This is a genomic window from Paenibacillus sp. FSL L8-0641 (assembly GCF_038006265.1).
Taxonomy (GTDB): domain Bacteria; phylum Bacillota; class Bacilli; order Paenibacillales; family Paenibacillaceae; genus Paenibacillus; species Paenibacillus polymyxa_D.
Map to the genome: position 1 here is coordinate 1289697 of NZ_JBBOUW010000001.1, position 21404 is coordinate 1311100.

The window sequence follows — 21404 nt, forward strand, 5'->3', positions numbered from 1 at the left end:
AGAATATGAGTTGAGCGATACCTATAATAGCTTTTTAAGCTGGGAAATACGGCCTTGGGATACGCCGAGCCGTTCAGCGTATTCGCCTTGCTTGGCGTTTGGATGCTCGTGCATGAGTCTTCTTAGCTTCTCAACCAAATGTTGTGAAGACAACCGATGTACACTTTTTTCTTTGCACGCAGGTTCCTTAATAACAGGTACAGGTATTTGACTCACACCTATGTTTCCCTTCAGATCGTTTATGCATTTTTTACATAAAAATGAACCCCTGAAATAGCTTAAATCCCGAACCGAATAGCATAAATGACAGCAGACTCCTATATACTTCCGCATGCTCAATAATCCTGTTTCAACATCCAAATAAAATTCTAAAGACTCACCAGCTTGAATCCCCATAGAGGTTCGCATCTCCTTAGGAATAACAATCCGGCCTAACGTATCCAAGGGACGTGTCATACCTGTATTTTTCAAGTGATCTTCTCCTTCCATTGTCCAACATCCAATGATCTCCTAAAAAAAATATAAAAATCAATAAAGTAAAAGCATTTATGTTTGTTCCAAAAGATGGTATTATCGTGAAAGAAAATCAATAATTATACCATTAGTTTCCAAACTACATTGTTTATTGAAATTGAAATTGAAATTCTATGAAAATGCTGAAAGGGTGGTTTATCCATGGAAATCACACCTACGATACAGGCAGAAATTCAAACTTATCTGAAACGAAAAGGCTTAACGATGACCAAGTTTGGTCACACGATTGATTTGAATGTAGGTACAGTTAGTAGCATTGTGACTGGTAACCGATCTATTTCTGTTCATCAACTGGATAGTATTACTGCGGGAATGAATTTACCACCGGATTATTTTTACGAACGTTATATTGAAGAATGCATTGAAGAATCTCCGCTAAACTGGAAAAAAATAAGCCCTTTCTTATACCGATGCATTGAACTAGGACGACTCGACTGCTTGCAGCGAGTTGTAATTTTGCTATTGGATAACCCTAATTATCCGCCATCGCTCTTTGAAGTTGCCGAAAATGTATACAAAGACGGTTACAACGAAGCAGCGGCATACCTTTACAAAAAGGTGGCTGAAAGTGAGAAGCAGCAGCATTCAGAGCGATTGGCGGTCTGCCAGTATCGTTTGTTCCAAATCAATATTGGACAAGATAGAGCTGTAAATCTTCAAGCTGCCATTGAATTTGCCCCTTTTGTGGATCGTTTAGACGAGATAGAGCAATTAGATGCTTTAAAAGATTTGGCGAACGTGTACAGATCATTAAGTATGTGGGACAAGGTGTATGAATTTGCCCATCAGATGGGTCAATTAGGACAGATCCAATATAATTTGGTTCATAACTCCAAGCGTAAAGGAACAGAGCCGCGAAAAAGGCTAAGCAGGCCGCTGTTTGTATACATAGTTTACTCCGAGTTGCTGTGTGCTAATGCTTGTGATGCAAAAGGCGATCATGAACAGGCATTAGAACATATTCGAGGTTATGCCGATCTAAGTTGGGTGAAGGAACAAGATTCCGAGTCTCTCTATTGGAAGAAGCAGTATCTGCAATGGGCGAAAATTAATACGTACGTCAATAGACTTATGTCCGGGGACATCAGTGTTCTGCCGGATTACGTAGAACATATGGCTGCCGAAAAAGAGATTTTTTCCGAATTAATAAACGTCATTGAAGTGGCTAATCGGTACAATGTAGATGTAGACCATATCCTTAAGCGTTTTGAATCCCAAATTGCAGCGTATCAGGAGCCGTTATCTTCTGACATGTATACACAACAAGTTTTACCTGAAGAATACGTGCGATTTTGGTACAAGATGGCTAAGTACAGCCTAAATAAAGGCAGATATCCATATGGTTTCAATTGTTTAATAAACGCTTTTGAAAAAGCTGTTACAATTAACCACGTACTACTTATTGCCAATTGTTTTGGACTATTTTCTCATTTCAAAACACATGCGGCTCCTGAAACACATGCTCAGTTCCAATCTATTTATGAGGAGGTGTGGGAGAGAAATGATCAAAAGGATGGCTTTCTGCTTGACGGTAACTAGCTTTTTACTGGTATTCACAGTACCAGCCCAGGCTGGAAATCTAAGCCATGACACAATCCAAACACAAGGACACGTTGGTGGATCTTGACCAAGCACTAATTTATTACCCTGGACCAGCTTATTGCTGGTCTTTTTTTGTATTATTTTGTAATTTTTTGATTCAAAAAAGGTTCTTAAGTAGTTGGACATCCCTCCTTAAAATAAGATTCAATAGGAGGTATGCAGGATGAACAGGGATAAAACGGAAACGTTAATTCAACAAATGGAACACGCCAGACAACACTTGCATGATCTTTACGCAGAGTATGGCTTCGGACATGCTTGTGTACTTGAACAGTCTATGCTTTTGGATGAACTGATTAATCAGTACAACCGTATGTATCAGACCAGAAAGCAGCCTCACCATGTTTTGGATCAGATCATTAACAACGACGATGTTATGTTCAGTCCATCCTCCCCTTTCTCTTTATGCAAAACTGTGACTTCTCCCACGTAATGTTTATTATTATTCTATATAATGACTTATTTTAAAATAAAATACATATTCATGTCATAAAATGTTAATCACTTTTTTGGGGGCAGCATACTAAGGCAACAAAAAAGCAGAGCTCCATAAGAGAGCCCTGCCAAAGTCCATTGGATTTATAACCCCATGCTGAAACACAGACGCACAAGTTTAGCCAAGCTCCTGCGTGCTTTTGGAAGCGCGCTTAGAGGAAAGGAACTGGAAACGAAACGAATGCCAGTTCAACCGCTGTCTGCCTTTGGAGCCAACAATCCAGTTGCCGCCGGGCAGATGGGCAAAGAGCCAGCTGATGCCCAGAGAAACACTTGCCACGACGACAAACGTAATGAGCGTAGCTGTAAAATGATGATCACCCAGTGCAAGCGGGCGGGTGTAGTAGGATATGAAGGACAGCACGAGCGCATGGGCCAGATATCCTCCGAAGGAATAGCGTCCGATCCAGTTCAGCATACGGCGAAACGGCTCGGATCGCGTATCTTTTTGCAAATGAAGCAGCAGTCCATACAACAAAAGCAACTGCGAGACAATCAGCACGAAGGTGCTTGGTTTCAAATAAGTAGAAATATTGAGATTGATCGTATCACCCGACTGGATCAGCATTGTGTGACCCATAAGCATGAATAGACCAATAAAGACAAATACATTCCACGGTAACGTCTGTTGGGCCAATCCCCGCCAGGTGTCCGTCATATAGGCGCACACTGCGCCCAGCATAAAATAGAAAAAATACATAACAAAGTTATAAGTGCGGTAATCTAACAGAGTCTGCCAAAAGGACGGCAACCCAGTGCTCCATGCAGACATGTCATAGTAGGACCATTGTAACAACAAAGCGTAAGCCGCAGCGGCAATCAGCATAACAGCCAAAACAAGCTGTTTGCGTCTTTTCGTGCTGTAACGGCGTAGAAACGCTTGAACCTGCCCGGCTGCTTTTGAAAATAAAGGAAACAAAATATAAAACTGAAAGATCATCACTACAAACCATAGATGATATCCGCTGACGGGGATGATCATTTCCTCGAACATACCTTTGTAAAAATAAATATTTCCCCACTGCGCCGTTGACCAGTTTTGAGTACATACCCAATAAATAACCGTCCAGCAGAGGAAAGGAACATAAATATCTCGAAACCGCCTGCCAATATAGCGAGGGTAGCCAATCGGTTTGTTACCATTATAAAAAAGCAGCGCCGCAGACAGGAAAACGAACGTCGGTGTGCCAAAACGTGTCAAATGATACAGCATCGCGAGCATAACGGAATCTGGCTGTTGGATGTCGCTGCGATAAATATATTCGCCAATGCAATGCTGAAGCACGACAGCGAGGTAGGCAAGACCCCGTAGTTCTGTCCACTCCGCGATACGCGGCTTGCTCATCCATATCACTCCTTTTCCTCAAGATACGCATATGTTTTTCCTAGCACAATTGTAGGTATTGTAACGTAGAAACATTAGTGCAGGATTAACGCCACCTGAAAGTAAGAAGAGTGAAGTAGTTCCAATTTAATATGATTGCGTTTACAATCTAAGTGAAACAGAATAAATTAAAGTGAATTTATAACTTAAGGATACACACAGGAAAAGGAGAGGAAGGATGAAAAAAACGCTGCTGGTATATATGCTGTTGATTGCGGCCTTTGCTCTCTATGTGTTCAGGTATGAACAAACTGGCCCGTTGAATGGTACTTGGGAAGATAAGGGGCTACGAGGCAGCATCGGAGAAACCTATATGATGATTACCTTCCAGTCTGGCTTGGAGTATTGGAAAAGCGGGCTCAAGGGTTTCGAGGATGCAGGAGATGCTTTGGGAGTGACTGTGGAGTATCGGGGAGCTACCCGTTATGATGCGCAGGAGCAGACGACCGTTATTGAGCAGGCGATTGCTCGTAAGCCCGCAGGGATTGCCATATCAGCGATTGATCCTCACTCTCTGATTCCGGTAATTAATAAGGCGCTGGATGCGGGCATTCCTGTGGTACTGTTTGATGCCGAAGCGCCGGGGAGTCGGGCGTATTCTTTTTTGGGCACGGATAATTATAAGGCGGGCGTGACCGCTGCGGATAAAATGGCAGAGCTGTTGGGACGAGAAGGTCAAGTCGCTGTTTTGACGCTACCCGGTCAGCAAAATCATGAGGAACGCTTGCGTGGCTTTCGCGATACCATACAGCGGCAGTATCCTGCCATGAAGGTGGTGGAAGTAGCGGATGGCCGCGCAGACGCGATGGTCTCCCGGGATGAGTCGCAAAGGCTGATGAAAGCTTATCCGAAACTGGCGGGCATTTTTGTGACCGAAGCAACGGGAGGAATAGGTGTAGGTGAAGCGGTACTGAGTCAAAAAAACAGCCACCCGCTGAAAATCATTTCTTTTGATACGAATAAAGCGACATTGGATATGATTCGTGGTGGCACAATCTCGGCAACAATTGCCCAGGGAACATGGAATATGGGCTATTGGTCGCTTCAATATCTGTTCCATCTGCATCATCATTTGACGACTCCTGCGCCTTCTTCCACTGGAGACAACACTCCGCTGCCCGTGCGGGTAGACACTGGAATCTCTGTTGTCACCCAGGCGAATGTAGATGATTATTATGCGAAATAAATTTTGGAAGCGTATCCAGCTAGGAGTGCACCACATGATGCCGCGGTTACGCTTGCGCAATATGCCCTTACGTTATCAGCTGATGCTTCTGTTCCTGTTGTTTGGCATTGTACCTTCGCTGGGATTAGGTCTGCTGGTCAATTGGACGGTGGAACGGATTATTGAGCGGCAGGTGGAAGACCATACGATGCAGTTGATTGGCAAGGTAAATGAAGCACTGGACACCAAAATGGAAAATTTGCAGAACATGACGTATCTGATTGCTTTTAACCCCGATATCGGGGAGTTCTGGAAAGGGAAGACGCTGGCTGACGGCCACGCAGGTCATGCGAGTGTAATAACACCGGAAAACCAGGGGGAGCAGACTCAGAACTCGGCGCAAAATCAGGCTCTCAGCTCCAAGCAGGCATTAAGTTCTGTACAGGAGCAGGATACGCTGTATAAAATGAAGCAATTTTTGCAGGGCTATACTACGTTATATCCTGAAATTGCAGGGATTCTGATCGTGAACGAAAAAGGCGACTATATCAGCAACGAAATGTATGCTCGAAGCACGCGTAGCCTGACGGAAGAAGATTGGTACCAACAGGCGGCGCAGCATGCAGGCATATTCACTGTGCTAGGACAGCCGAGCCACCGTAATGTGACCACTCATGTCCGGTACAAGGACAGTGAAATTGTCTCCGTCGTTCGTTCGGTTACGGATTCGGAAACCGGACGCGTGCTAGGCGCGATAATGATTGACCTCAAGCTACGGGCTGTGTCGCAGGCCGCCAGAGATGTAACCTTGGGCAAAAGTGGGTATTTAATGGTGACAGATGCTGAGGGACGCAGCGTGTACAGGCCGGATATGCCTTTGATTGAGCGCATTCCACTGCAATGGTTCGGGGCAGGTGACAGCGGGATGTTTACCCGTGAAGCTGGGGGCAGGGAATTGCTGTTCATGTTCAGGGCTTCCGAATTCACGGGCTGGAGAACAGTGGGGGTATTCCCGGCACGCGAATCTACACTGGAAGTGCGACAAATTCAGTTCTATGTCGTCTGTTTTGTTTTCATTGTATGTCTATTTGGCTTAACGGCATCCTTGCGATTGTCGAGTTCCATTGCGCAGCCAATTTTCCGGCTGATGTCCTATATGCGGACGGCAGAGACAGGGGATCTTACAGTTCGCCAATGGAGTGACCGTGGGGATGAAGTCGGAATGCTGGGGCGGAGCTTTAACCGGATGCTGGAGCAAATTCGCCGTCTCATGTCACTTAGCGAACTGAGAGAACGGCAAAAACGGGATGCCGAGCTACGCAGCCTTCAGGAGCATATTAAGCCCCATTTTCTATACAATACGCTAGATACGATTCATTGGATGGCCCGAAGAAATGGAGTAGACGACGTATCTGACATGGTAGGAGCGCTATCGAGATTGTTTCGTCTCGGGCTGAGCAAGGGGGATGACTTTATTCCGCTGCGCTCCGAGATTGAGCATATATCTAGCTATATGCAAATCCAGCAAACCCGCTATCGTGACCGACTTCGCTGGGAGTTGAATGTACCCGACGAGCTAAAGGATCTGTTCGTGTTGAAGTTGATGCTTCAGCCTGTAGTGGAAAATGCGATTTATCACGGCATCAAGGCCAGACGTGGCCCAGGCACGATTTGGATAGAAGCTAAAGCTGAAGGCGACAAGCTGCTGCTGACGGTGCGTGATGATGGCGCAGGGATGGCGGCAGAAAGGCTGCGTGAGCTGCGTGAATTGCTGGAAATACCGCTGGAGGCGATGGAAGGACAGCAGAAGCAAAGTGGGGCTAGTACAAATGGTAGAAGCTACGGCATGCTGAATGTACAAGCGCGTATCCGGCTATCTTTTGGTGAGGAATATGGAATTGTACTGGATAGTAAAGAAGGAGCAGGCACCTGCGTGACGATCATTCATCCGCTGCTGCTGGATATGGCGCAACTGAAGAAGCCGCATGAAAAAGGAGAGGGTCAGGATGACGAAATCAAAGGGCAGAGACAACTCAACGACGGTGAGTCTGATTGACCAGGCCATAACGGAAGTGATAACAGGGACAGCACAGCGTTACCAAGTATTGATCGCAGATGATGAGCCGATCATCCGAGAGGGGATACGGGATTGCATAGACTGGGCGGCACTCGGCATGGAGGTTGCAGCTGAGGCGGAGGATGGTGAAGAAGCGCTGGAGCTGGTGGGTCAGCTTCGCATAGATATCATGCTGGTCGATATGAATATGCCGTTCATGGACGGGATTGAACTGATTCGTCGGCTGCGGGAAGTACGTCCGGAGTGCCGCTGTCTAATCATTTCCGGGCATGATGAATTTGCTTATGCGCAGGAGGCAGTCCGACTTGGCGTAGAGGATTATATCTTGAAGCCGGTAGATGCTGAGCAGCTTCACGCTGCGCTGTCACGGCTCGGTCAGCGGCTCGAGGAAGAGCGTAAGCGTGCCGCCTATGTAGAACAAGCTGCCGGGCAGATTGAGCGGAATATTCCGTTGTTGCGCCAGCGGTTTTGCCTGGAATGGCTGGAAGGGCAACATACGGGCATAGATGTCATGGAGCAGTTGGCGTTTTTACGGCTTCCATCGCGGCCGCCTGCTCAGATCGGTGTCGTACGGTGGCCAGCGGCAGAGGCCCGGCAGACGATTATGCGCGAGAATGACCGACAGTTGTTTCTTTTTGCCGCTGAAAATATTATTGGCGAACTGCTGGAGGACCTGCCACATGTGTTGTTCCGCGATGCGAACGGGCTGATCGGCATATGCCTGTGGCAGGAGGCACCCGAGACGATTGGCGCTTCCATAGAGCAGGCGATTGGACGCTACCTGAATATAGCGGTTCATACGCATGTGGAATCCAACGCGGGTGGGCTGGAAGGCGCAATGGATGCGTACCGGATGTGTCGGGATCGGGTGTATGGCGAATCGCAGCTGTCTCCCATCGTACGCCGTGCTCGGCAGCTTATTCAGGAAGGCTACGCCGATCGGGAGTTGACGCTGGAAGCCCTTGCCTCGCGGCTACAGGTATCCGCCGTATATCTCAGCCGTGTGCTCAAAAAGGAGCTCAACGACAGTTTCGTGACCCTCGTCACGCGTGCCCGTATCCGTAAAGCAGTGCAGCTACTGGATTCCACGACGTTGTCTATCTATGATATAGCAGAACGTACGGGTTACGACAGTCAGCACTATTTTAGCACCGCTTTTAAAAAGACCATGGGTGTGTCCCCTGTGCAGTACCGTAAAGGCGGGGGAATTCAGGAAAATTCGCTGGAGTAGGAATGATTGGCATGTGGAATTGTCCTACACTGTTCTATGATGATAAATGCTAAAAAAATGTGTGTGTAATCACACCTACGCATTCAGGGGTTTGTTACGCTGGGGATAACGAACAAATATCTATAAATATTTGGAGGAAAACGATATGTTTTGTTATCAGTGTGAACAGACGCCGAGTGGCGGGTGTAAAGTAGTTGGGGTGTGCGGGAAAGATGAGACGATAGCGAGCTTGCAGGATACGATGATTTTTGCATTAAAAGGGATTGCTGCCTATGCGACACATGCTCGCCAGTTGGGCTATACCGATCCTGAGGTAGATCGCATCACGCATGAAGCGTTATATATGACCTTAACCAATTCTAACTTTAATGTACAAGAGCATTTGGAAATGGCGATGAAGGTCGGAAATGCGGCTGTACGGATCATGGATGTGCTGGATCGTGCGCATACGGATCGTTTTGGCATTCCGCAGCCGATTACGGTCAGCCAAAATAAAATCGAAGGCCAATGCATCGTCGTGACCGGACATAATCTGTATGCGCTGGAGGAATTGCTGCGGCAGACAGAGGGCAAGGGCATTAATATCTATACTCACTCGGAAATGCTGCCTGCTCACGGTTATCCGGCATTGAAGAAATATGCACATCTCAAAGGGAATATCGGTAAAGCCTGGTACGATCAGCGTAGACTGTTCGAAGAGTTCCCGGGCGCAATTCTGGCTACGACGAACTGTGTTATGCCGATTAAAGGCACGTATGCAGACCGCTTCTTCTCTTATGAAGTAGCCGGGCTGGAGGGAGTAGCCAAGATCATGGACGACGACTTTTCACCATTGATCGAGCGCGCGTTGGCTCTGCCAGCCGCAGATGTAGATTCAGAGCAGGTGCTTACAACGGGATATCATCATGAGACAGTTATCGGGCTGGCTCCTGAGATTATTCAGGCCGTTAAAGACGGACATATCCGCCGTTTCTTCGTCATCGCAGGCTGCGACGCACCAGGCAAAGGCGGCAACTATTATCGCGAGCTGGCTACATCCTTGCCGAACGATACGGTCATTCTGACCACATCTTGTGGTAAATTCCGCTTCAATGACGTGGATTATGGCACCGTTGGAGATACCGGCATTCCGCGTTATATTGATTTGGGGCAATGCAACAATTCGGGTTCTACTGTGAAAATTGCTCTGGCATTGGCGGATGCATTCGGCTGTACGGTGAACGAGCTGCCTGTCAGCATTGTTCTGTCCTGGTTTGAGCAAAAAGCGGTTGCCATTCTGCTGGGCTTGTTCAGCCTTGGCATCCAGGATATTCGCATTGGGCCGAAGCCGCCTGAGTTTATTTCTTCTGGTGTACTGGATGTGCTGGTGGAGATGTTTGGCTTGAAGCTAATTACGACCGCAGAGGAAGATATGAAAGCGATGTTGGCATTGTCGTAAGAGATTGGTGGGGAACTGCAAAGTGCAGTTCCTTTTTTGTTTCATCGTTCATCGATTCTTATAAAGATGTCCGTAAGAATCTTTAATGCTAGTTCAGTATCTTTGGATTCACGAGTTCTTAGGAGAGTTAAAATGGTTTTTATACTTGAATGTTCTTCGGTAAGCTCATCATTGTCCTTCACATATGTAAGCAACTGATAGACGCCCACGTTCAATGCCTTCGCTATTTTCTCCAGATTTTTCAAAGATATATTTCTCTCCGCTCGCTCAATAAATCCAATATAACTCGAATTGAATCCTGCTTTTTCGGCTAAAGCTTCTTGGGAAAGCCCTTTAGACTTTCGAATATCTCGAATACGTGTACCGACTAATTCCAAAAGTTCTGACATGAATACACCTCTCTATAGTAAGGGTTCTACAAAATCGATTCCAATCGCTCCAAAGTGCAATATATAGACGAACTAGATCATCACGACCTATATATTATTATTGGAAGTCGCTTGTTGGATTTTGCAAAATCCTCTAGTTAGAAGTGTAGAGAAAGAGTTACATCTAATTAATAAGTGTTAGTAAGTAAATTGAATTAAAAACTACTATATAGTAATATTTATTAGGAAGCTTGTCCGGTAGCTAGAAAATTATACATCTTGATGGTTACATATTTGTGCTACGTTGCTCACATTTGTTTCAGGATTTTGCAAGACCCTTATTTATGAAATTTTAATTCAGGAGTTGATTCCCCATGAAACATTACTCCTTAAGTCCCCAACTACATAATGATTCTGATTTCAAATTGCCTAAGTACAGCGACACCTACATATTCAATTGCATGATGGATTTTCAAAAGCTTGCCGAATACCAGATCAAGCTTGCACAGATGATGCGCGACCATAATCAGTTTCAAAACTGTCTCATTCTTTGTGATCGAGCAATGTTTTCTATGGCTAAGGCCATGTATGTTCATCGAAACCAGATCATTCCATCGTACATTCGATCCATGACTGACCTATTCCCTTTAATTCACACAGATGCTGAGCCCAATTTAGATATGGTGCTGTTTATCGGTACGGTACATTATCTGGTTTCGGGAGAGGATGAAGCATCCGAGGAAACGATGAGACAGGAGGAAGTAGACAAGTTGCTTTATAAAACGGACTCTATTCTAGAGTCTCTGTCACAGCGGATCGTAGCTGATCCGTCTAAGCGGTATCCATCGATTTATAAAGAAAGTCCGTTCAATGAATCGGTAGATCTTTTATCAATAATACCCGGTTCTTTCTGAGCTAATGATATAATGACGAAAAGGAAGATGTTGGATGATGGCTAACACCTCCATATCAGAAAGGGTGTTATTTCATATGCCTACATACAACAAACTGGTGCGGGATCGGATTCCGCACCTCATTATGTCTCAGGGCAAGGAATGTCGGACACGCATTTTGGACCCTGAGGAATATAAGCAGGAACTGCGAACGAAGCTTCGTGAAGAAGCCGGGGAATATTTTGAAGCGGACAAAGATCAGGAAGCGCTGGAAGAACTGGCGGATATGCTGGAAGTCATCCGGGCGCTGGCAGAAGTACATGGGACGAATGCGGCAGAGCTGGACAAGCTGCGGGCAGACAAAGCCGAGGCACGGGGTGGCTTTCAGGAGCGGGTGTTTTTAATTGATGTAGATGAAGATAAAAGTTAACTAAATATTTCAAGGATAGCACATTCAAAAGGGGAGCTTGATAATTGGAGCTACCTTTTTTGTCTCTTTTTAAGCACCTAGTATAGCGAAAAATTTACAAAGTGGAAGTTATTTTAATTTATTTACAAGCCATATGATTATTTAGTCAACGAGTTTCATTTTATCTTCTCCAACTTCTAACTCCCCCCATCACAAAGGTTAAAATTTTATAAAAAAAGTTCAAAACCAGCAAAGACCTTTCCCGGCCTGGAATGATACCATGTGTTTGCACATAAAAAAAGGAGAGGCACTCATTGCCTCACTTATGTAAGCGCTATCTCATCTCAACTCTAATTAGCACTAACCTGAGGATTTGCAAAATCCTTACCTTCAAATTGACCCGCATCACATGAGGAAAGGGGAACTTCATATGAAAAAAGGAGCTGTTGTCGTTTGGCTTCTGGTTTTGGCCCTGATGCTTTCGGCCTGTAATTTGGCGGAGAGTGGAACGGGCAGCAAGGAAAAAGGCTATGTGGGCATTTCCATGCCGACCAAATCGTCCGAGCGTTGGGTAGGGGACGGAGAAAATATGGTTCGGTTGTTTCAGGAGCAAGGCTATAAAACGGATTTACAGTACGCCGAGGACGTAGTAGAAAACCAAATCTCCCAAATCGAAAATATGATCACCAAGGGCGTCAATGTTATGGTGATCGCTTCGGTCGACGGAAACACGCTGACGGATGTGATTCAGAAGGCACATGACCGAGGCATTCAGGTCATTTCTTACGACCGTCTGATTCGCAACACACCGTATCTGACGTATTATGCGACTTTCGATAACTTTAAGGTGGGCGTACTACAGGCGGCATATATTGAGAAAAAGTTGGGACTCAAGGAAGGCAAAGGCCCTTTCAATATCGAACTGTTCGGTGGTTCACCGGACGATAATAACGCTTATTTCTTCTTTAATGGTGCGATGTCTGTACTTAAACCGTACATTGATTCCGGTAAGCTGGTCGTACGCAGCAAGCAGATGACGATGGCGCAGATCGCTACACTGCGATGGGACGGAGCTTTAGCGCAGTCGCGGATGGATAATCTGCTGAGTGCCTACTATTCAGGGGCCAATCTGGACGCGGTACTATCCCCGTATGACGGCATTAGCATCGGTATCATTTCATCCCTGAAAGGGGTCGGATATGGATCAGCGAACAAGCCGCTGCCGATCATTACAGGGCAGGATGCGGAGCTGGCTTCCATCAAGTCCATTGTGGCTGGGGAGCAGACGCAAACTGTATTTAAGGATACCCGCAAGCTGGCTGAGCAAACGGTCGTAATGGCCAACAGCATTTTACAGGGCAAACAAGCGGAAGTGAATGACGTCAAATCCTATAACAACGGTAAAAAGGTCATTCCTGCCTACTTGCTTGATCCGATCTCGGTAGATCGGACGAATGTGGAGAAGGATATTGTCGGCAGTCACTATTACACCAAAGAGCAAATTGGACTGAAATAAGAGTAGGAATCCAACCGAAAGGAGCGTATCCCATGACTGGAATCATTTTGGAAATGAAGGGAATTACCAAAACCTTTCCCGGTGTGAAGGCATTGGAAAATGTAAATCTCAAGGTCAAGGAAGGCGAAATCCATTCCTTGTGCGGTGAGAATGGTGCGGGCAAGTCGACGCTGATGAAGGTACTAAGCGGTGTATATCCGCATGGAACCTATGAAGGGGATATTGTTTTCCAGGGCAAAACGTGTGAGTTCAAGGATATCAAGCAGAGCGAGGAACTAGGCATTGTCATTATCCATCAGGAGCTGGCGCTGATCCCGTATCTCTCAATTGCGGAAAATATTTATCTGGGCAACGAACGCGCCAGCGGCGGCGTGATTGATTGGAAAGAGACTTTTGTGGGTACACGCGATCTGCTGTCCAAGGTCGGTTTGAGTGAGAATCCCAATACATTAGTTACGAACATCGGGGTCGGGAAGCAACAACTGGTCGAAATTGCGAAAGCGCTCTCTAAAAAGGTAAAGTTGCTTATTCTCGATGAACCGACAGCGGCGTTGAATGAGGATGATAGTGAAAATCTGCTTAATTTGATGCTGGAATTTAAAAGACAGGGCATTTCCTGCATTCTCATCTCCCACAAGCTGAATGAAGTCGCAAAGGTGTCGGATTCGATTACGATTTTGCGGGACGGGAAGACGATTGAGACACTGGATATGAAAAAGGATGAGGTCACGGAGGATCGGATCATTAGCGGGATGGTTGGACGTGATCTGACCAGCCGTTATCCAGAGCGTCATGCCGAGATTGGCAAAGTCGTTCTGGAAGTGAAGGATTGGACGGTGTATCACGAGCATCATGCAGACCGCAAGGTGCTGGATCAGGTGAATTTGAACATCCGTCGCGGTGAAATTGTCGGTATTGCCGGGCTGATGGGAGCGGGACGGACCGAGCTGGCGATGAGCGTGTTTGGCAAGTCATACGGACGCAACATTTCCGGTCAGCTGATTAAAGACGGCAAGCCGATCCAGAACAACACGGTTACAGACGCGATCAACAACGGCTTTGCCTATGTGACAGAGGATCGCAAGGAGTATGGCCTCATTTTGATGGATGATATCAAGCGTAATATTTCGCTGACTGGCCTGAACAAGCTGACGAAGGGTGCTGTCGTCAATGAGCAGGAGGAAGTCGTTGTTGCAGAGGAAATGAAAAAAAGCATGAACATCAAAGCACCGAGCATTTTACAGAAAACGGGTAACCTGAGTGGCGGCAATCAGCAGAAGGTGGTGCTGAGCAAATGGATTTTCGCCGGGCCGGATATTCTGATTCTGGATGAGCCGACACGCGGCATTGATGTGGGTGCCAAATATGAAATTTATACGATTATTCATCGACTTGCCGCTGAAGGCAAGGGAGTGCTGGTCATTTCGTCCGAGCTACCAGAGGTACTAGGTTTGTGTGACCGGATTTATGTCATGAATGCTGGGCGGATCACTGGAGAGGTTAGCCGTGAGGACGCGTCGCAGGAAACGTTGATGAGATATATGACCAAGTCAGGAGGCGTGAAGCATGGAAACCATAACTAAACTATTTAAAAATAACATCCGCCAATATGGCATGATGATTGCGCTGGTCGTCATTATGATTTTGTTCGAGGTGCTGACGGGCGGCCTGCTGTTGAAGCCGATTAATATTACCAATCTGATTCTGCAAAACAGCTATATTCTCGTGCTGGCCATCGGGATGGTGCTGGTCATCATCACTGGACATATTGATTTGTCCGTCGGCTCCATAGCTGCTTTTGTCGGTGCGGTTGCCGCCATAATGATGGTCGATTGGCAGCTTCCAGCTTGGATCGCTGTCATTGCATCCTTGCTGGTCGGGGCGTTAATCGGCGCATGGCAAGGGTTCTGGGTTGCTTATGTACGGATTCCGGCATTTATCGTTACATTGGCGGGGATGTTGCTCTTCCGCGGATTGACAATGATCGTACTGGAAGGCCAATCGATCTCTCCATTTCCGGGGGGCTTCCAGAAAATCAGCTCAGGCTTCCTGCCGGATGTATCATCTACCGGTTATAACCTGGTATCGATCATTGTCGGCATTGCGCTCACGGTATGGTTTATCGTGAACGAAATTCGCGAACGTCGTTCTCAGCTTAAATATGGATTTGAGGTTCCGTCACAGACATTATTTGTACTCAAGCTGATTGTGGTAGCTGCGGTCATCAATCTGTTCACCTTTATGCTCGCGAGCTACGCAGGGATACCTAACATCCTCGTGCTGCTGTTCATACTGATCGTTGTGTACTCCTTCGTCATGAACCGCACGATTATGGGTCGTCATGTGTATGCGTTGGGTGGAAATGAAAAGGCAGCGGGTCTGTCCGGTGTCAAAACGAAAAAGGTAACGTTCTGGGTATTCGTCAACATGGGCGTGCTGGCCGCCATTTCCGGTCTGATCTTTGCTGCACGTCTGAACGCGGCTACGCCGAGAGCGGGTACGAACTTCGAGCTGGATGCCATCGCGGCTTGCTTTATCGGCGGTGCTTCGGCATCCGGCGGGATCGGAACCGTTTTTGGAGCCATTATCGGTGGTTTGGTTATGGGCGTACTGAATAACGGTATGTCTCTGATCGGTCTGGGTATTGACTGGCAGCAAGGCATCAAGGGCTTGGTGCTGCTGCTGGCGGTTGCCTTCGATATTTACAACAAAAACAAAAGATCTGCTTAAGCTCAGATTCGGTATCGTAAAACAAGAAAACCTCCAGTTCCACTAGAAATGTGGATGCTGGAGGTTTTCTTGCTTGTTTGGTCTTGTGGCTATCAGCCAACGAAACTAAGTGGTGACCATTTGGCCGCCGTTTATATGCAGCGTTTGGCCTGTAATGTAGGAACCGTCATCCGAAGCCAGCAGCACATAGGCAGGAGCCAATTCATAAGGCTGCCCGGCACGCTTCATTGGTGTATTGCTGCCGAAGGTGCGAATGACTTCAGGCGACTGTGTGGCCGGATTCAGCGGAGTCCAGATCGGACCGGGAGCAATCGCATTCACGCGAATACCCTGATCGACCAGATTATTAGCCAAAGCGCGGGTGAAGCTGACGATAGCTCCTTTGGTAGCTGAATAATCGATCATATTCTTTTGACCCACATAGGCTGTCACCGATGCCGTATTGACGATGCTGGCCCCAGCCCGCATATACGGCAATGCTTCTGTAGTCATATGGAAGAAGGAAATAATATTCGTATCAAACGTATCACGAAGCTGCTGCTCACTGATATCCAGATACGATTCGCGCACAAACTGAATACCTAGGTTGTTAATCAGGATGTCAATACGACCAAAGGTTTCCATCGTTTGTTGAACAACCAGACAGCAGTTGCTTTTTAGCCTTAGATCCCCCGGAATTAACAAACAACGTCGGCCAAGCCTGTGAATGACATCACGGGTTTCCATAGCATCTCGATGCTCATCGAGATAGGCAATGACCACATCGGCCCCTTCCTTGGCAAATGCCACTGCAACCGCGCGACCAATACCACTGTCCCCACCGCTAATAATAGCCACCCGATCCTGAAGCTTTCCAGTGCCGATATACTTTGGATTATCATAAATAGGGCGTGGAACCATTAGGTATTCCAACCCCGGCTGTCTATATTGATGCTGGGGAGGAAAAGTAATCGGAACTTCTTTACATTGGGTTTCTGTACCGTAATTAGGATATTGCCAATTCATCGATAATCCCTTCTTTATACGTTTTGAAATCCAATATATTCAAAATAGGCGCAAACGGTGACTCAGGACGATTGCCTTACTCCGAAACCGTCGCTCCATCTGCCGGAATATGGACGCGCCCCTTTAAACCTTCACGGTTGATATGTTCCGTAAGCTCTGAGCGAGTTAGTAGACAATGATTGATTGCTTCCATGTGGACAGCCACGATTTGTGTATAAGGGGCATGTTGTGCTACCGCCGTTACATCTTGGGCAGTCATAATAATGGGATCACCTACCGTAAACCGTGCTCCTCCAGCGTTCACAATTGTCCAGTCAGGACGGTATTTATCCAGAGTTTCCGCGACTTCACTGCACCAGATCGTATCCCCGGCCAAATAGACGACAGGTTCACCTGGTGCCTGAAAAACAAAGCCGGATACGGGTCCCATCTGCTCCCCGATTTCTCCGGTGCCGTGATGCCCGGTTGTACGGATAATCTCAATTTCTCCCACAGAACCAGCCAACGGAATCGGGGTAACCTGTGTAAAACCATCAGCAGTGATTTGTTCTTCATTTCCGGGCTGGCAGAAGACAGGAATTTGTTTGTCCAACCAGCGTACTGCTGCCGGGTCCCAATGATCGGGATGTAAATGTGTGACGATGACAACGTCAGGCTGTCCGAGTGCCTGCCATTGTGGCGGCAAGGGAACCAGCGGATTACGGCGGGCATTTTCCGTATTGGGGACCGGCGGATTTGCGCCAGCATCGCTCAACATCGGATCGATCAGAAATTTTATTCCAGCGTATTCCAGCCATAAGGTTGCGTTACGGATTAGTGTGATTTTCATATATGAAAGCTCCTTTGTGATGAATGTTATTTTTGACCAAGTGTATTTTCGGTAGTTCATTGTTTCTGTTACAATCATATCTGACGCAAGGAGCTACAGGCTACGGTTTGCTGAAAGGAAAATCAGCATTATCGTTTCATCATGAAAGGAAAAATAACTATGGAACTATTCGCACCTGATGACACCGATCTGCGCATTCTTCATCATTTAATTGAAGACAGCTCTTTATCGCACAAGGAGATCGGCCAGCTTGTTCATTTGACAGGCCAAGCCGTAGGGGCGCGTGTTCGAAGAATGCAGGATGCGGGCATTATCGAAGGCTATACGCTGCGCTGGAACCCTGAAAAAATTGGACAGACGATTCATGCCTTTATTACGGTTTTTTTGAATTCAGGAACGACTCACAGTGCTTTCCAGGCTTTTGCACGGGAGCATCCCTATATTGTTGAAATCCACCGGGTGAGTGGGGAGGGCTGTTATTGGATGCGGGTGCGCATGTCCTCACAGACAGAGTTAAATACCATGCTGGATGAGCTTACGAAGTTTGGTAATTACAAATTGAGTTTTTCAATTGGTGAGATTTAACGATAAAAGCTTTCGGCGTTGGTGCCGAAAGCTTTTCTATTTGGGCGAGGGCTATCGAGGTCAACTTATAGTGTGTGTTCAAAAAAACGGCTTTTCAGGACCGAGAAGGTTGGATGAAGCTAGGGACAGAGTAGCGGAGCGTAGACAGATCTACGTGAGCAACGGAAGGCCCGGCTGAATTCAAGATTCGACGTCGAATCCGCTTCTTGAATAGCTTCGTTATGGAAAGACGACTTTTTGAACAACCTCTTATAGGCTCATTTTAAAAATATGCTGCAAGCCGTGTTGACCCATTTTAGTGTCACCTTCATCTATAAAGCCGCATTTGCGATACAGACTTTGGGCAGACAGATTACGGGCATTGACGCCCAGTACAATCTCGCGAATATGTGGGAAGTGTCTGGCGATGAACTGTGGTAGTAGAAGCAGCCCTTTTTTGGCGAATCCTTGTCCCTGATCTGCGTAATGAATAGAGAACGCGCGTAGCAGCAGTGCCTCAGAAGTATTCGTATAGTCCGCTAATTCATCCCCATTGTATAAAATGAAAAATCCAACGGGTCTTCTAGTAGCCGTAATCACGACAGGATGGCGGTGCGGATCTTCCTTGGCCAGTATGAGCATTTCATCCGGCATTCCAGTAAACTGCTTCTGCTCCTCAGGTAAGTAGAAGGTATGTAAAATGGAATCATGCCCACAATGGTAAGGGACAAGCTCTACATTATTCATCATTACACTCCGATCTGTATGGATTTTTAACTTTCTTTATCATCTAGTTTGCTAAAAAAAGAAACCTGAACTCGCCTTGCTTACGTATTACCCATACATAAACTAGCATAGTCAAAAGGAGACGTCTACGCTTATGAAGCAGCTTACAGAATATCGGGAAAGCCAGGACGTATTGCGTCATGAGTTGAAGAATATTGAAAAATGGGAGAAGGAACAGAAGGACATTTTTTTCTGGGAAAAAATCGGCAGATGGCCTTTTATGTTGCTGGATCGGCTGACGCCCAAAATCATTAAAGACAAGCTGGAGCAACTCCTTAACGAGTTGGGTAGCTTCATTCAGAACGGCGGCAAATATTTGGTGAAGGAAGAAACGGTTCTGAACAGGCTGAAAAAGACGGCCCATGAACATGTCATTCAGCAAAATGGTGCAGATTCCGCTTCGGATACGCAGGACCTGCCTCGTGCCGGGGAAAACGTTGATTCAGAACATAGTGTCGAACCTATGTGGGAGTTGAAGCAGGCGGCTGAGCTCCCGCTAACCATCATGGATCGGACTGCCGACGATATGACATCGGCTCGCATTACCTTTGCCACCGCTCAGGGAGCAACAACGGGGATTGGTGGTGTGTTTACGATTGCGGCGGATATTCCTCTTTTGCTCGGCTTGTCGCTCAAAGTGCTTCAGGAAATAGCCTTGTGCTATGGCTTTAATCCCCATGATAAGCAGGAACGCATTTTTATTATTAAATGTATGCAATTTGCTTCATCCGATATTGTGGGGAAGAAGGCCGTATTAGAGGAGCTGGCTTTGTTCGATGATCCTTCACGTCAGGCACAGGTTTTTTCCCAGATGCAGGGATGGAGAGAGGTCATTAACACCTATCGTGATCAGTTTGGATGGAAAAAGCTGCTTCAAATGGTCCCGATTGCGGGCATTTTGTTCGGGTCTATCGCGAATCGAAGTGCTATTAGTGATGTAGCTGAAGCAGGGAAAATGCTGTATCGGAAGCGTCGGATTGTGATGCGTTTGGCAGAAGTAGAGAGTGAGGAATCACGTTAGTTGGCTATAAAGGTGTGCAGCGGCCAGGATGGCCGCCACACGTTAGCCTGTTACACTTCGGCTCCATTTTCTTCCGCCCAGCGGTTCAGGGTTTTATCTGTAGGAAGCAGGAAGGTTAAGATGCCGAGCAGTGGCAAAAAGCCGCATAGGAACATGATGTGGGTGATGCCTACTTTGTCGATCCAGTTGCCGAGTACGAGTGCGCCCACACCACCAAGGCCAAAAGCCAGGCCCGTAATGAGACCAGACACGGTCCCGATTTTACCAGGCACAAGCATTTGTGCATATACGACTGTGACCGAAAAGCTAGACAGCATAATAAATCCGATAATTGCCAGCAGGATCGCCGTCCAGAATTGGTTAGCATAAGGTAGTGCCAGCGCGAGTGGTGCAGCTAATACCATGGACAGGAAAATCATATTGCGTTTACCAAAACGGTCCGCCAGCGGACCGCCAAAGAAGGTGCCCAGCGCTCCAGCTCCGAGGAACAGGAAAATGTAAAGCTGTGCATCAGCCAATGGCATTTTAAATACTTCCATCAGGTAAAACGAATAGTAGCTTCCGACCGAGGTCGAGTACCACGAACGGACGAATACCAGTAGAATGAGGACAATCATGGCAAACATAACGCGGTTACGCACTTCGGGCTTCATGCGGCGTGCCACCGCTTTTTTGCGTGCAATGCCTTCTGTACGTAGGACGTTACCGTACCAGCGTGCGATGAACGATTGCACCACAATTCCCGCTGCCGCAATACCTGTGAACCAGATCGCACCGAATTGTCCTAACGGGATAAAAATCCAACTCGTGAGCATCGGCGCCAGCGATTGGCCCGCATTGCCGCCAACTTGAAAAATGGATTGTGCCAATCCCCGCCGCGGCCCGGCCGCCATATGGGATACGCGCGAGCCTTCAGGGTGAAAGGCAGCCGAGCCCAGACCCACGAAGATGACTGCGATCAGCACCGCTTTATAATCGGCAGCATAGGCGAGCAACAGCATGCCAGTCAGCGTAAAGCCCATGCCGATGGGAAGGATAGCGGGCGTAGGCCGTTTGTCCGAAAACAAGCCAATCACAGGCTGCATGATTGAAGCTGTAAAATTGATCGCGAATGAAATCCAGCCGATCTGCGTGTAGTTCAGGCTCATAGATTCCTTTAAGATCGGAAAGATCGCTGGAATGACCGATTGAATCGAGTCATTGAACAGATGGACGAAACTGATCGCAATCAGAATCGCAAAAACGGTGCCTTTCACTTGCGGCCCTGGGAGGGGGAGCGATTGGCCCGTTTCATTTTTTGTAGCGGATTTACTAGTCATGGCAACCTCCGAATATGTATGTATATTTTAAGATATAG

At 46.9% G+C, this 21404-nt stretch carries 20 protein-coding genes; 13 read left to right on the top strand and 7 right to left on the bottom strand.

What is annotated here, in order from left to right; all coding sequences use genetic code 11:
• Positions 1 to 21: 21 nt before the first annotated feature.
• Entirely contained in the window at positions 22 to 471 is a 450-nt protein-coding gene (locus MKY16_RS05775) for an AbrB/MazE/SpoVT family DNA-binding domain-containing protein (RefSeq protein WP_341038934.1), read from the bottom strand.
• A 204-nt stretch (positions 472 to 675) separates the two neighbouring features.
• Between MKY16_RS05775 and MKY16_RS05780 the strand changes: the two genes are divergently transcribed.
• The gene (locus MKY16_RS05780) at positions 676 to 2073 is read left to right on the top strand and encodes a helix-turn-helix domain-containing protein (protein WP_340954551.1); all 1398 of its coding nucleotides are present in this window, start codon (positions 676 to 678) and stop codon (positions 2071 to 2073) included.
• A 226-nt stretch (positions 2074 to 2299) separates the two neighbouring features.
• On the top strand, positions 2300 to 2569 hold the full coding sequence (locus MKY16_RS05785) for an aspartyl-phosphate phosphatase Spo0E family protein (RefSeq protein ID WP_141695431.1): 270 nt from the start codon (positions 2300 to 2302) through the stop codon (positions 2567 to 2569).
• A gap of 180 nt (positions 2570 to 2749) precedes the next feature.
• On the opposite strand, the gene MKY16_RS05790 is transcribed toward MKY16_RS05785, so the two are convergent.
• Positions 2750 to 3976, bottom strand: a complete 1227-nt coding sequence (locus tag MKY16_RS05790; RefSeq protein WP_165144524.1) for an acyltransferase — start codon at positions 3974 to 3976, stop codon at positions 2750 to 2752.
• Between the two features lie 217 nt (positions 3977 to 4193).
• Between MKY16_RS05790 and MKY16_RS05795 the strand changes: the two genes are divergently transcribed.
• From MKY16_RS05795 to hcp, 4 genes are all read left to right on the top strand, one after another.
• Positions 4194 to 5201: a substrate-binding domain-containing protein gene (locus MKY16_RS05795; protein ID WP_029516126.1), complete on the top strand. Its 1008-nt coding sequence runs from the start codon at positions 4194 to 4196 to the stop codon at positions 5199 to 5201.
• Between the two features lie 34 nt (positions 5202 to 5235).
• On the top strand, positions 5236 to 7236 hold the full coding sequence (locus MKY16_RS05800; protein ID WP_340954553.1) for a cache domain-containing sensor histidine kinase: 2001 nt from the start codon (positions 5236 to 5238) through the stop codon (positions 7234 to 7236).
• Entirely contained in the window at positions 7187 to 8488 is a 1302-nt protein-coding gene (locus tag MKY16_RS05805) for a response regulator (protein WP_069010373.1), read from the top strand. The genes MKY16_RS05800 and MKY16_RS05805 overlap by 50 nt, the downstream gene beginning before the upstream one ends.
• A gap of 145 nt (positions 8489 to 8633) precedes the next feature.
• Positions 8634 to 9926 carry a hydroxylamine reductase gene (hcp, locus tag MKY16_RS05810; protein ID WP_028543172.1) on the top strand — a complete coding sequence of 431 codons (1293 nt, stop codon included), beginning with the start codon at positions 8634 to 8636 and terminating at the stop codon, positions 9924 to 9926.
• A gap of 41 nt (positions 9927 to 9967) precedes the next feature.
• Here the strand turns inward: hcp and MKY16_RS05815 are convergent, their stop codons facing one another.
• The gene (locus tag MKY16_RS05815; protein ID WP_029516129.1) at positions 9968 to 10315 is read right to left on the bottom strand and encodes a helix-turn-helix domain-containing protein; all 348 of its coding nucleotides are present in this window, start codon (positions 10313 to 10315) and stop codon (positions 9968 to 9970) included.
• 353 nt (positions 10316 to 10668) lie between these two features.
• Between MKY16_RS05815 and MKY16_RS05820 the strand changes: the two genes are divergently transcribed.
• From MKY16_RS05820 to mmsB, 5 genes are all read left to right on the top strand, one after another.
• Entirely contained in the window at positions 10669 to 11208 is a 540-nt protein-coding gene (locus MKY16_RS05820; RefSeq protein ID WP_340954555.1) for a hypothetical protein, read from the top strand.
• A 76-nt stretch (positions 11209 to 11284) separates the two neighbouring features.
• On the top strand, positions 11285 to 11617 hold the full coding sequence (locus tag MKY16_RS05825; RefSeq protein ID WP_340933875.1) for a nucleoside triphosphate pyrophosphohydrolase: 333 nt from the start codon (positions 11285 to 11287) through the stop codon (positions 11615 to 11617).
• Between the two features lie 409 nt (positions 11618 to 12026).
• Positions 12027 to 13112, top strand: coding sequence for a multiple monosaccharide ABC transporter substrate-binding protein (chvE, locus tag MKY16_RS05830; protein ID WP_069011527.1), 1086 nt, complete (start codon positions 12027 to 12029; stop codon positions 13110 to 13112).
• A 32-nt stretch (positions 13113 to 13144) separates the two neighbouring features.
• A complete protein-coding gene (mmsA, locus tag MKY16_RS05835; RefSeq protein ID WP_029516133.1) occupies positions 13145 to 14695 on the top strand; it encodes a multiple monosaccharide ABC transporter ATP-binding protein in 1551 nt (516 codons plus the stop codon).
• Positions 14679 to 15842, top strand: coding sequence for a multiple monosaccharide ABC transporter permease (gene mmsB, locus MKY16_RS05840; protein WP_340954558.1), 1164 nt, complete (start codon positions 14679 to 14681; stop codon positions 15840 to 15842). The genes mmsA and mmsB overlap by 17 nt, the downstream gene beginning before the upstream one ends.
• Positions 15843 to 15947: 105 nt before the next feature.
• Here the strand turns inward: mmsB and MKY16_RS05845 are convergent, their stop codons facing one another.
• Together MKY16_RS05845 and MKY16_RS05850 are read right to left on the bottom strand one after the other, a co-directional pair.
• Positions 15948 to 16847 carry an SDR family oxidoreductase gene (locus MKY16_RS05845; RefSeq protein ID WP_069011529.1) on the bottom strand — a complete coding sequence of 300 codons (900 nt, stop codon included), beginning with the start codon at positions 16845 to 16847 and terminating at the stop codon, positions 15948 to 15950.
• 76 nt (positions 16848 to 16923) lie between these two features.
• Positions 16924 to 17676 carry an MBL fold metallo-hydrolase gene (locus MKY16_RS05850; protein WP_165144548.1) on the bottom strand — a complete coding sequence of 251 codons (753 nt, stop codon included), beginning with the start codon at positions 17674 to 17676 and terminating at the stop codon, positions 16924 to 16926.
• 159 nt (positions 17677 to 17835) lie between these two features.
• Between MKY16_RS05850 and MKY16_RS05855 the strand changes: the two genes are divergently transcribed.
• A complete protein-coding gene (locus MKY16_RS05855; RefSeq protein ID WP_165144551.1) occupies positions 17836 to 18261 on the top strand; it encodes an Lrp/AsnC family transcriptional regulator in 426 nt (141 codons plus the stop codon).
• Between the two features lie 249 nt (positions 18262 to 18510).
• Here the strand turns inward: MKY16_RS05855 and MKY16_RS05860 are convergent, their stop codons facing one another.
• Positions 18511 to 18987: a GNAT family N-acetyltransferase gene (locus MKY16_RS05860; protein ID WP_340954560.1), complete on the bottom strand. Its 477-nt coding sequence runs from the start codon at positions 18985 to 18987 to the stop codon at positions 18511 to 18513.
• 133 nt (positions 18988 to 19120) lie between these two features.
• On the opposite strand from MKY16_RS05860, the gene MKY16_RS05865 reads away from it, so the two are divergent.
• Positions 19121 to 20047 (top strand): EcsC family protein, encoded by a 927-nt coding sequence (locus MKY16_RS05865; protein WP_029516139.1) that lies wholly within the window; start codon positions 19121 to 19123, stop codon positions 20045 to 20047.
• A 50-nt stretch (positions 20048 to 20097) separates the two neighbouring features.
• Here the strand turns inward: MKY16_RS05865 and MKY16_RS05870 are convergent, their stop codons facing one another.
• A complete protein-coding gene (locus tag MKY16_RS05870; RefSeq protein ID WP_029516140.1) occupies positions 20098 to 21366 on the bottom strand; it encodes an MFS transporter in 1269 nt (422 codons plus the stop codon).
• Positions 21367 to 21404: the final 38 nt, after the last annotated feature.

What these genes read in the sequence shown, in the direction of transcription:
- MKY16_RS05850 (WP_165144548.1), bottom strand. Translation starts at nt 17,676, where the DNA reads ATGAAAATCACACTAATCCGTAACGCAACCTTATGGCTGGAATACGCT.
- MKY16_RS05825 (WP_340933875.1), top strand. Translation starts at nt 11,285, where the DNA reads ATGCCTACATACAACAAACTGGTGCGGGATCGGATTCCGCACCTCATT.
- MKY16_RS05870 (WP_029516140.1), bottom strand. Translation starts at nt 21,366, where the DNA reads ATGACTAGTAAATCCGCTACAAAAAATGAAACGGGCCAATCGCTCCCC.
- MKY16_RS05800 (WP_340954553.1), top strand. Translation starts at nt 5,236, where the DNA reads ATGATGCCGCGGTTACGCTTGCGCAATATGCCCTTACGTTATCAGCTG.
- mmsA (WP_029516133.1), top strand. Translation starts at nt 13,145, where the DNA reads ATGACTGGAATCATTTTGGAAATGAAGGGAATTACCAAAACCTTTCCC.
- chvE (WP_069011527.1), top strand. Translation starts at nt 12,027, where the DNA reads ATGAAAAAAGGAGCTGTTGTCGTTTGGCTTCTGGTTTTGGCCCTGATG.
- MKY16_RS05855 (WP_165144551.1), top strand. Translation starts at nt 17,836, where the DNA reads ATGGAACTATTCGCACCTGATGACACCGATCTGCGCATTCTTCATCAT.
- MKY16_RS05865 (WP_029516139.1), top strand. Translation starts at nt 19,121, where the DNA reads ATGAAGCAGCTTACAGAATATCGGGAAAGCCAGGACGTATTGCGTCAT.
- MKY16_RS05805 (WP_069010373.1), top strand. Translation starts at nt 7,187, where the DNA reads ATGACGAAATCAAAGGGCAGAGACAACTCAACGACGGTGAGTCTGATT.
- MKY16_RS05815 (WP_029516129.1), bottom strand. Translation starts at nt 10,315, where the DNA reads ATGTCAGAACTTTTGGAATTAGTCGGTACACGTATTCGAGATATTCGA.
- MKY16_RS05845 (WP_069011529.1), bottom strand. Translation starts at nt 16,847, where the DNA reads ATGAATTGGCAATATCCTAATTACGGTACAGAAACCCAATGTAAAGAA.
- MKY16_RS05820 (WP_340954555.1), top strand. Translation starts at nt 10,669, where the DNA reads ATGAAACATTACTCCTTAAGTCCCCAACTACATAATGATTCTGATTTC.
- MKY16_RS05780 (WP_340954551.1), top strand. Translation starts at nt 676, where the DNA reads ATGGAAATCACACCTACGATACAGGCAGAAATTCAAACTTATCTGAAA.
- MKY16_RS05790 (WP_165144524.1), bottom strand. Translation starts at nt 3,976, where the DNA reads ATGAGCAAGCCGCGTATCGCGGAGTGGACAGAACTACGGGGTCTTGCC.
- hcp (WP_028543172.1), top strand. Translation starts at nt 8,634, where the DNA reads ATGTTTTGTTATCAGTGTGAACAGACGCCGAGTGGCGGGTGTAAAGTA.
- MKY16_RS05785 (WP_141695431.1), top strand. Translation starts at nt 2,300, where the DNA reads ATGAACAGGGATAAAACGGAAACGTTAATTCAACAAATGGAACACGCC.
- MKY16_RS05860 (WP_340954560.1), bottom strand. Translation starts at nt 18,987, where the DNA reads ATGAATAATGTAGAGCTTGTCCCTTACCATTGTGGGCATGATTCCATT.
- mmsB (WP_340954558.1), top strand. Translation starts at nt 14,679, where the DNA reads ATGGAAACCATAACTAAACTATTTAAAAATAACATCCGCCAATATGGC.
- MKY16_RS05795 (WP_029516126.1), top strand. Translation starts at nt 4,194, where the DNA reads ATGAAAAAAACGCTGCTGGTATATATGCTGTTGATTGCGGCCTTTGCT.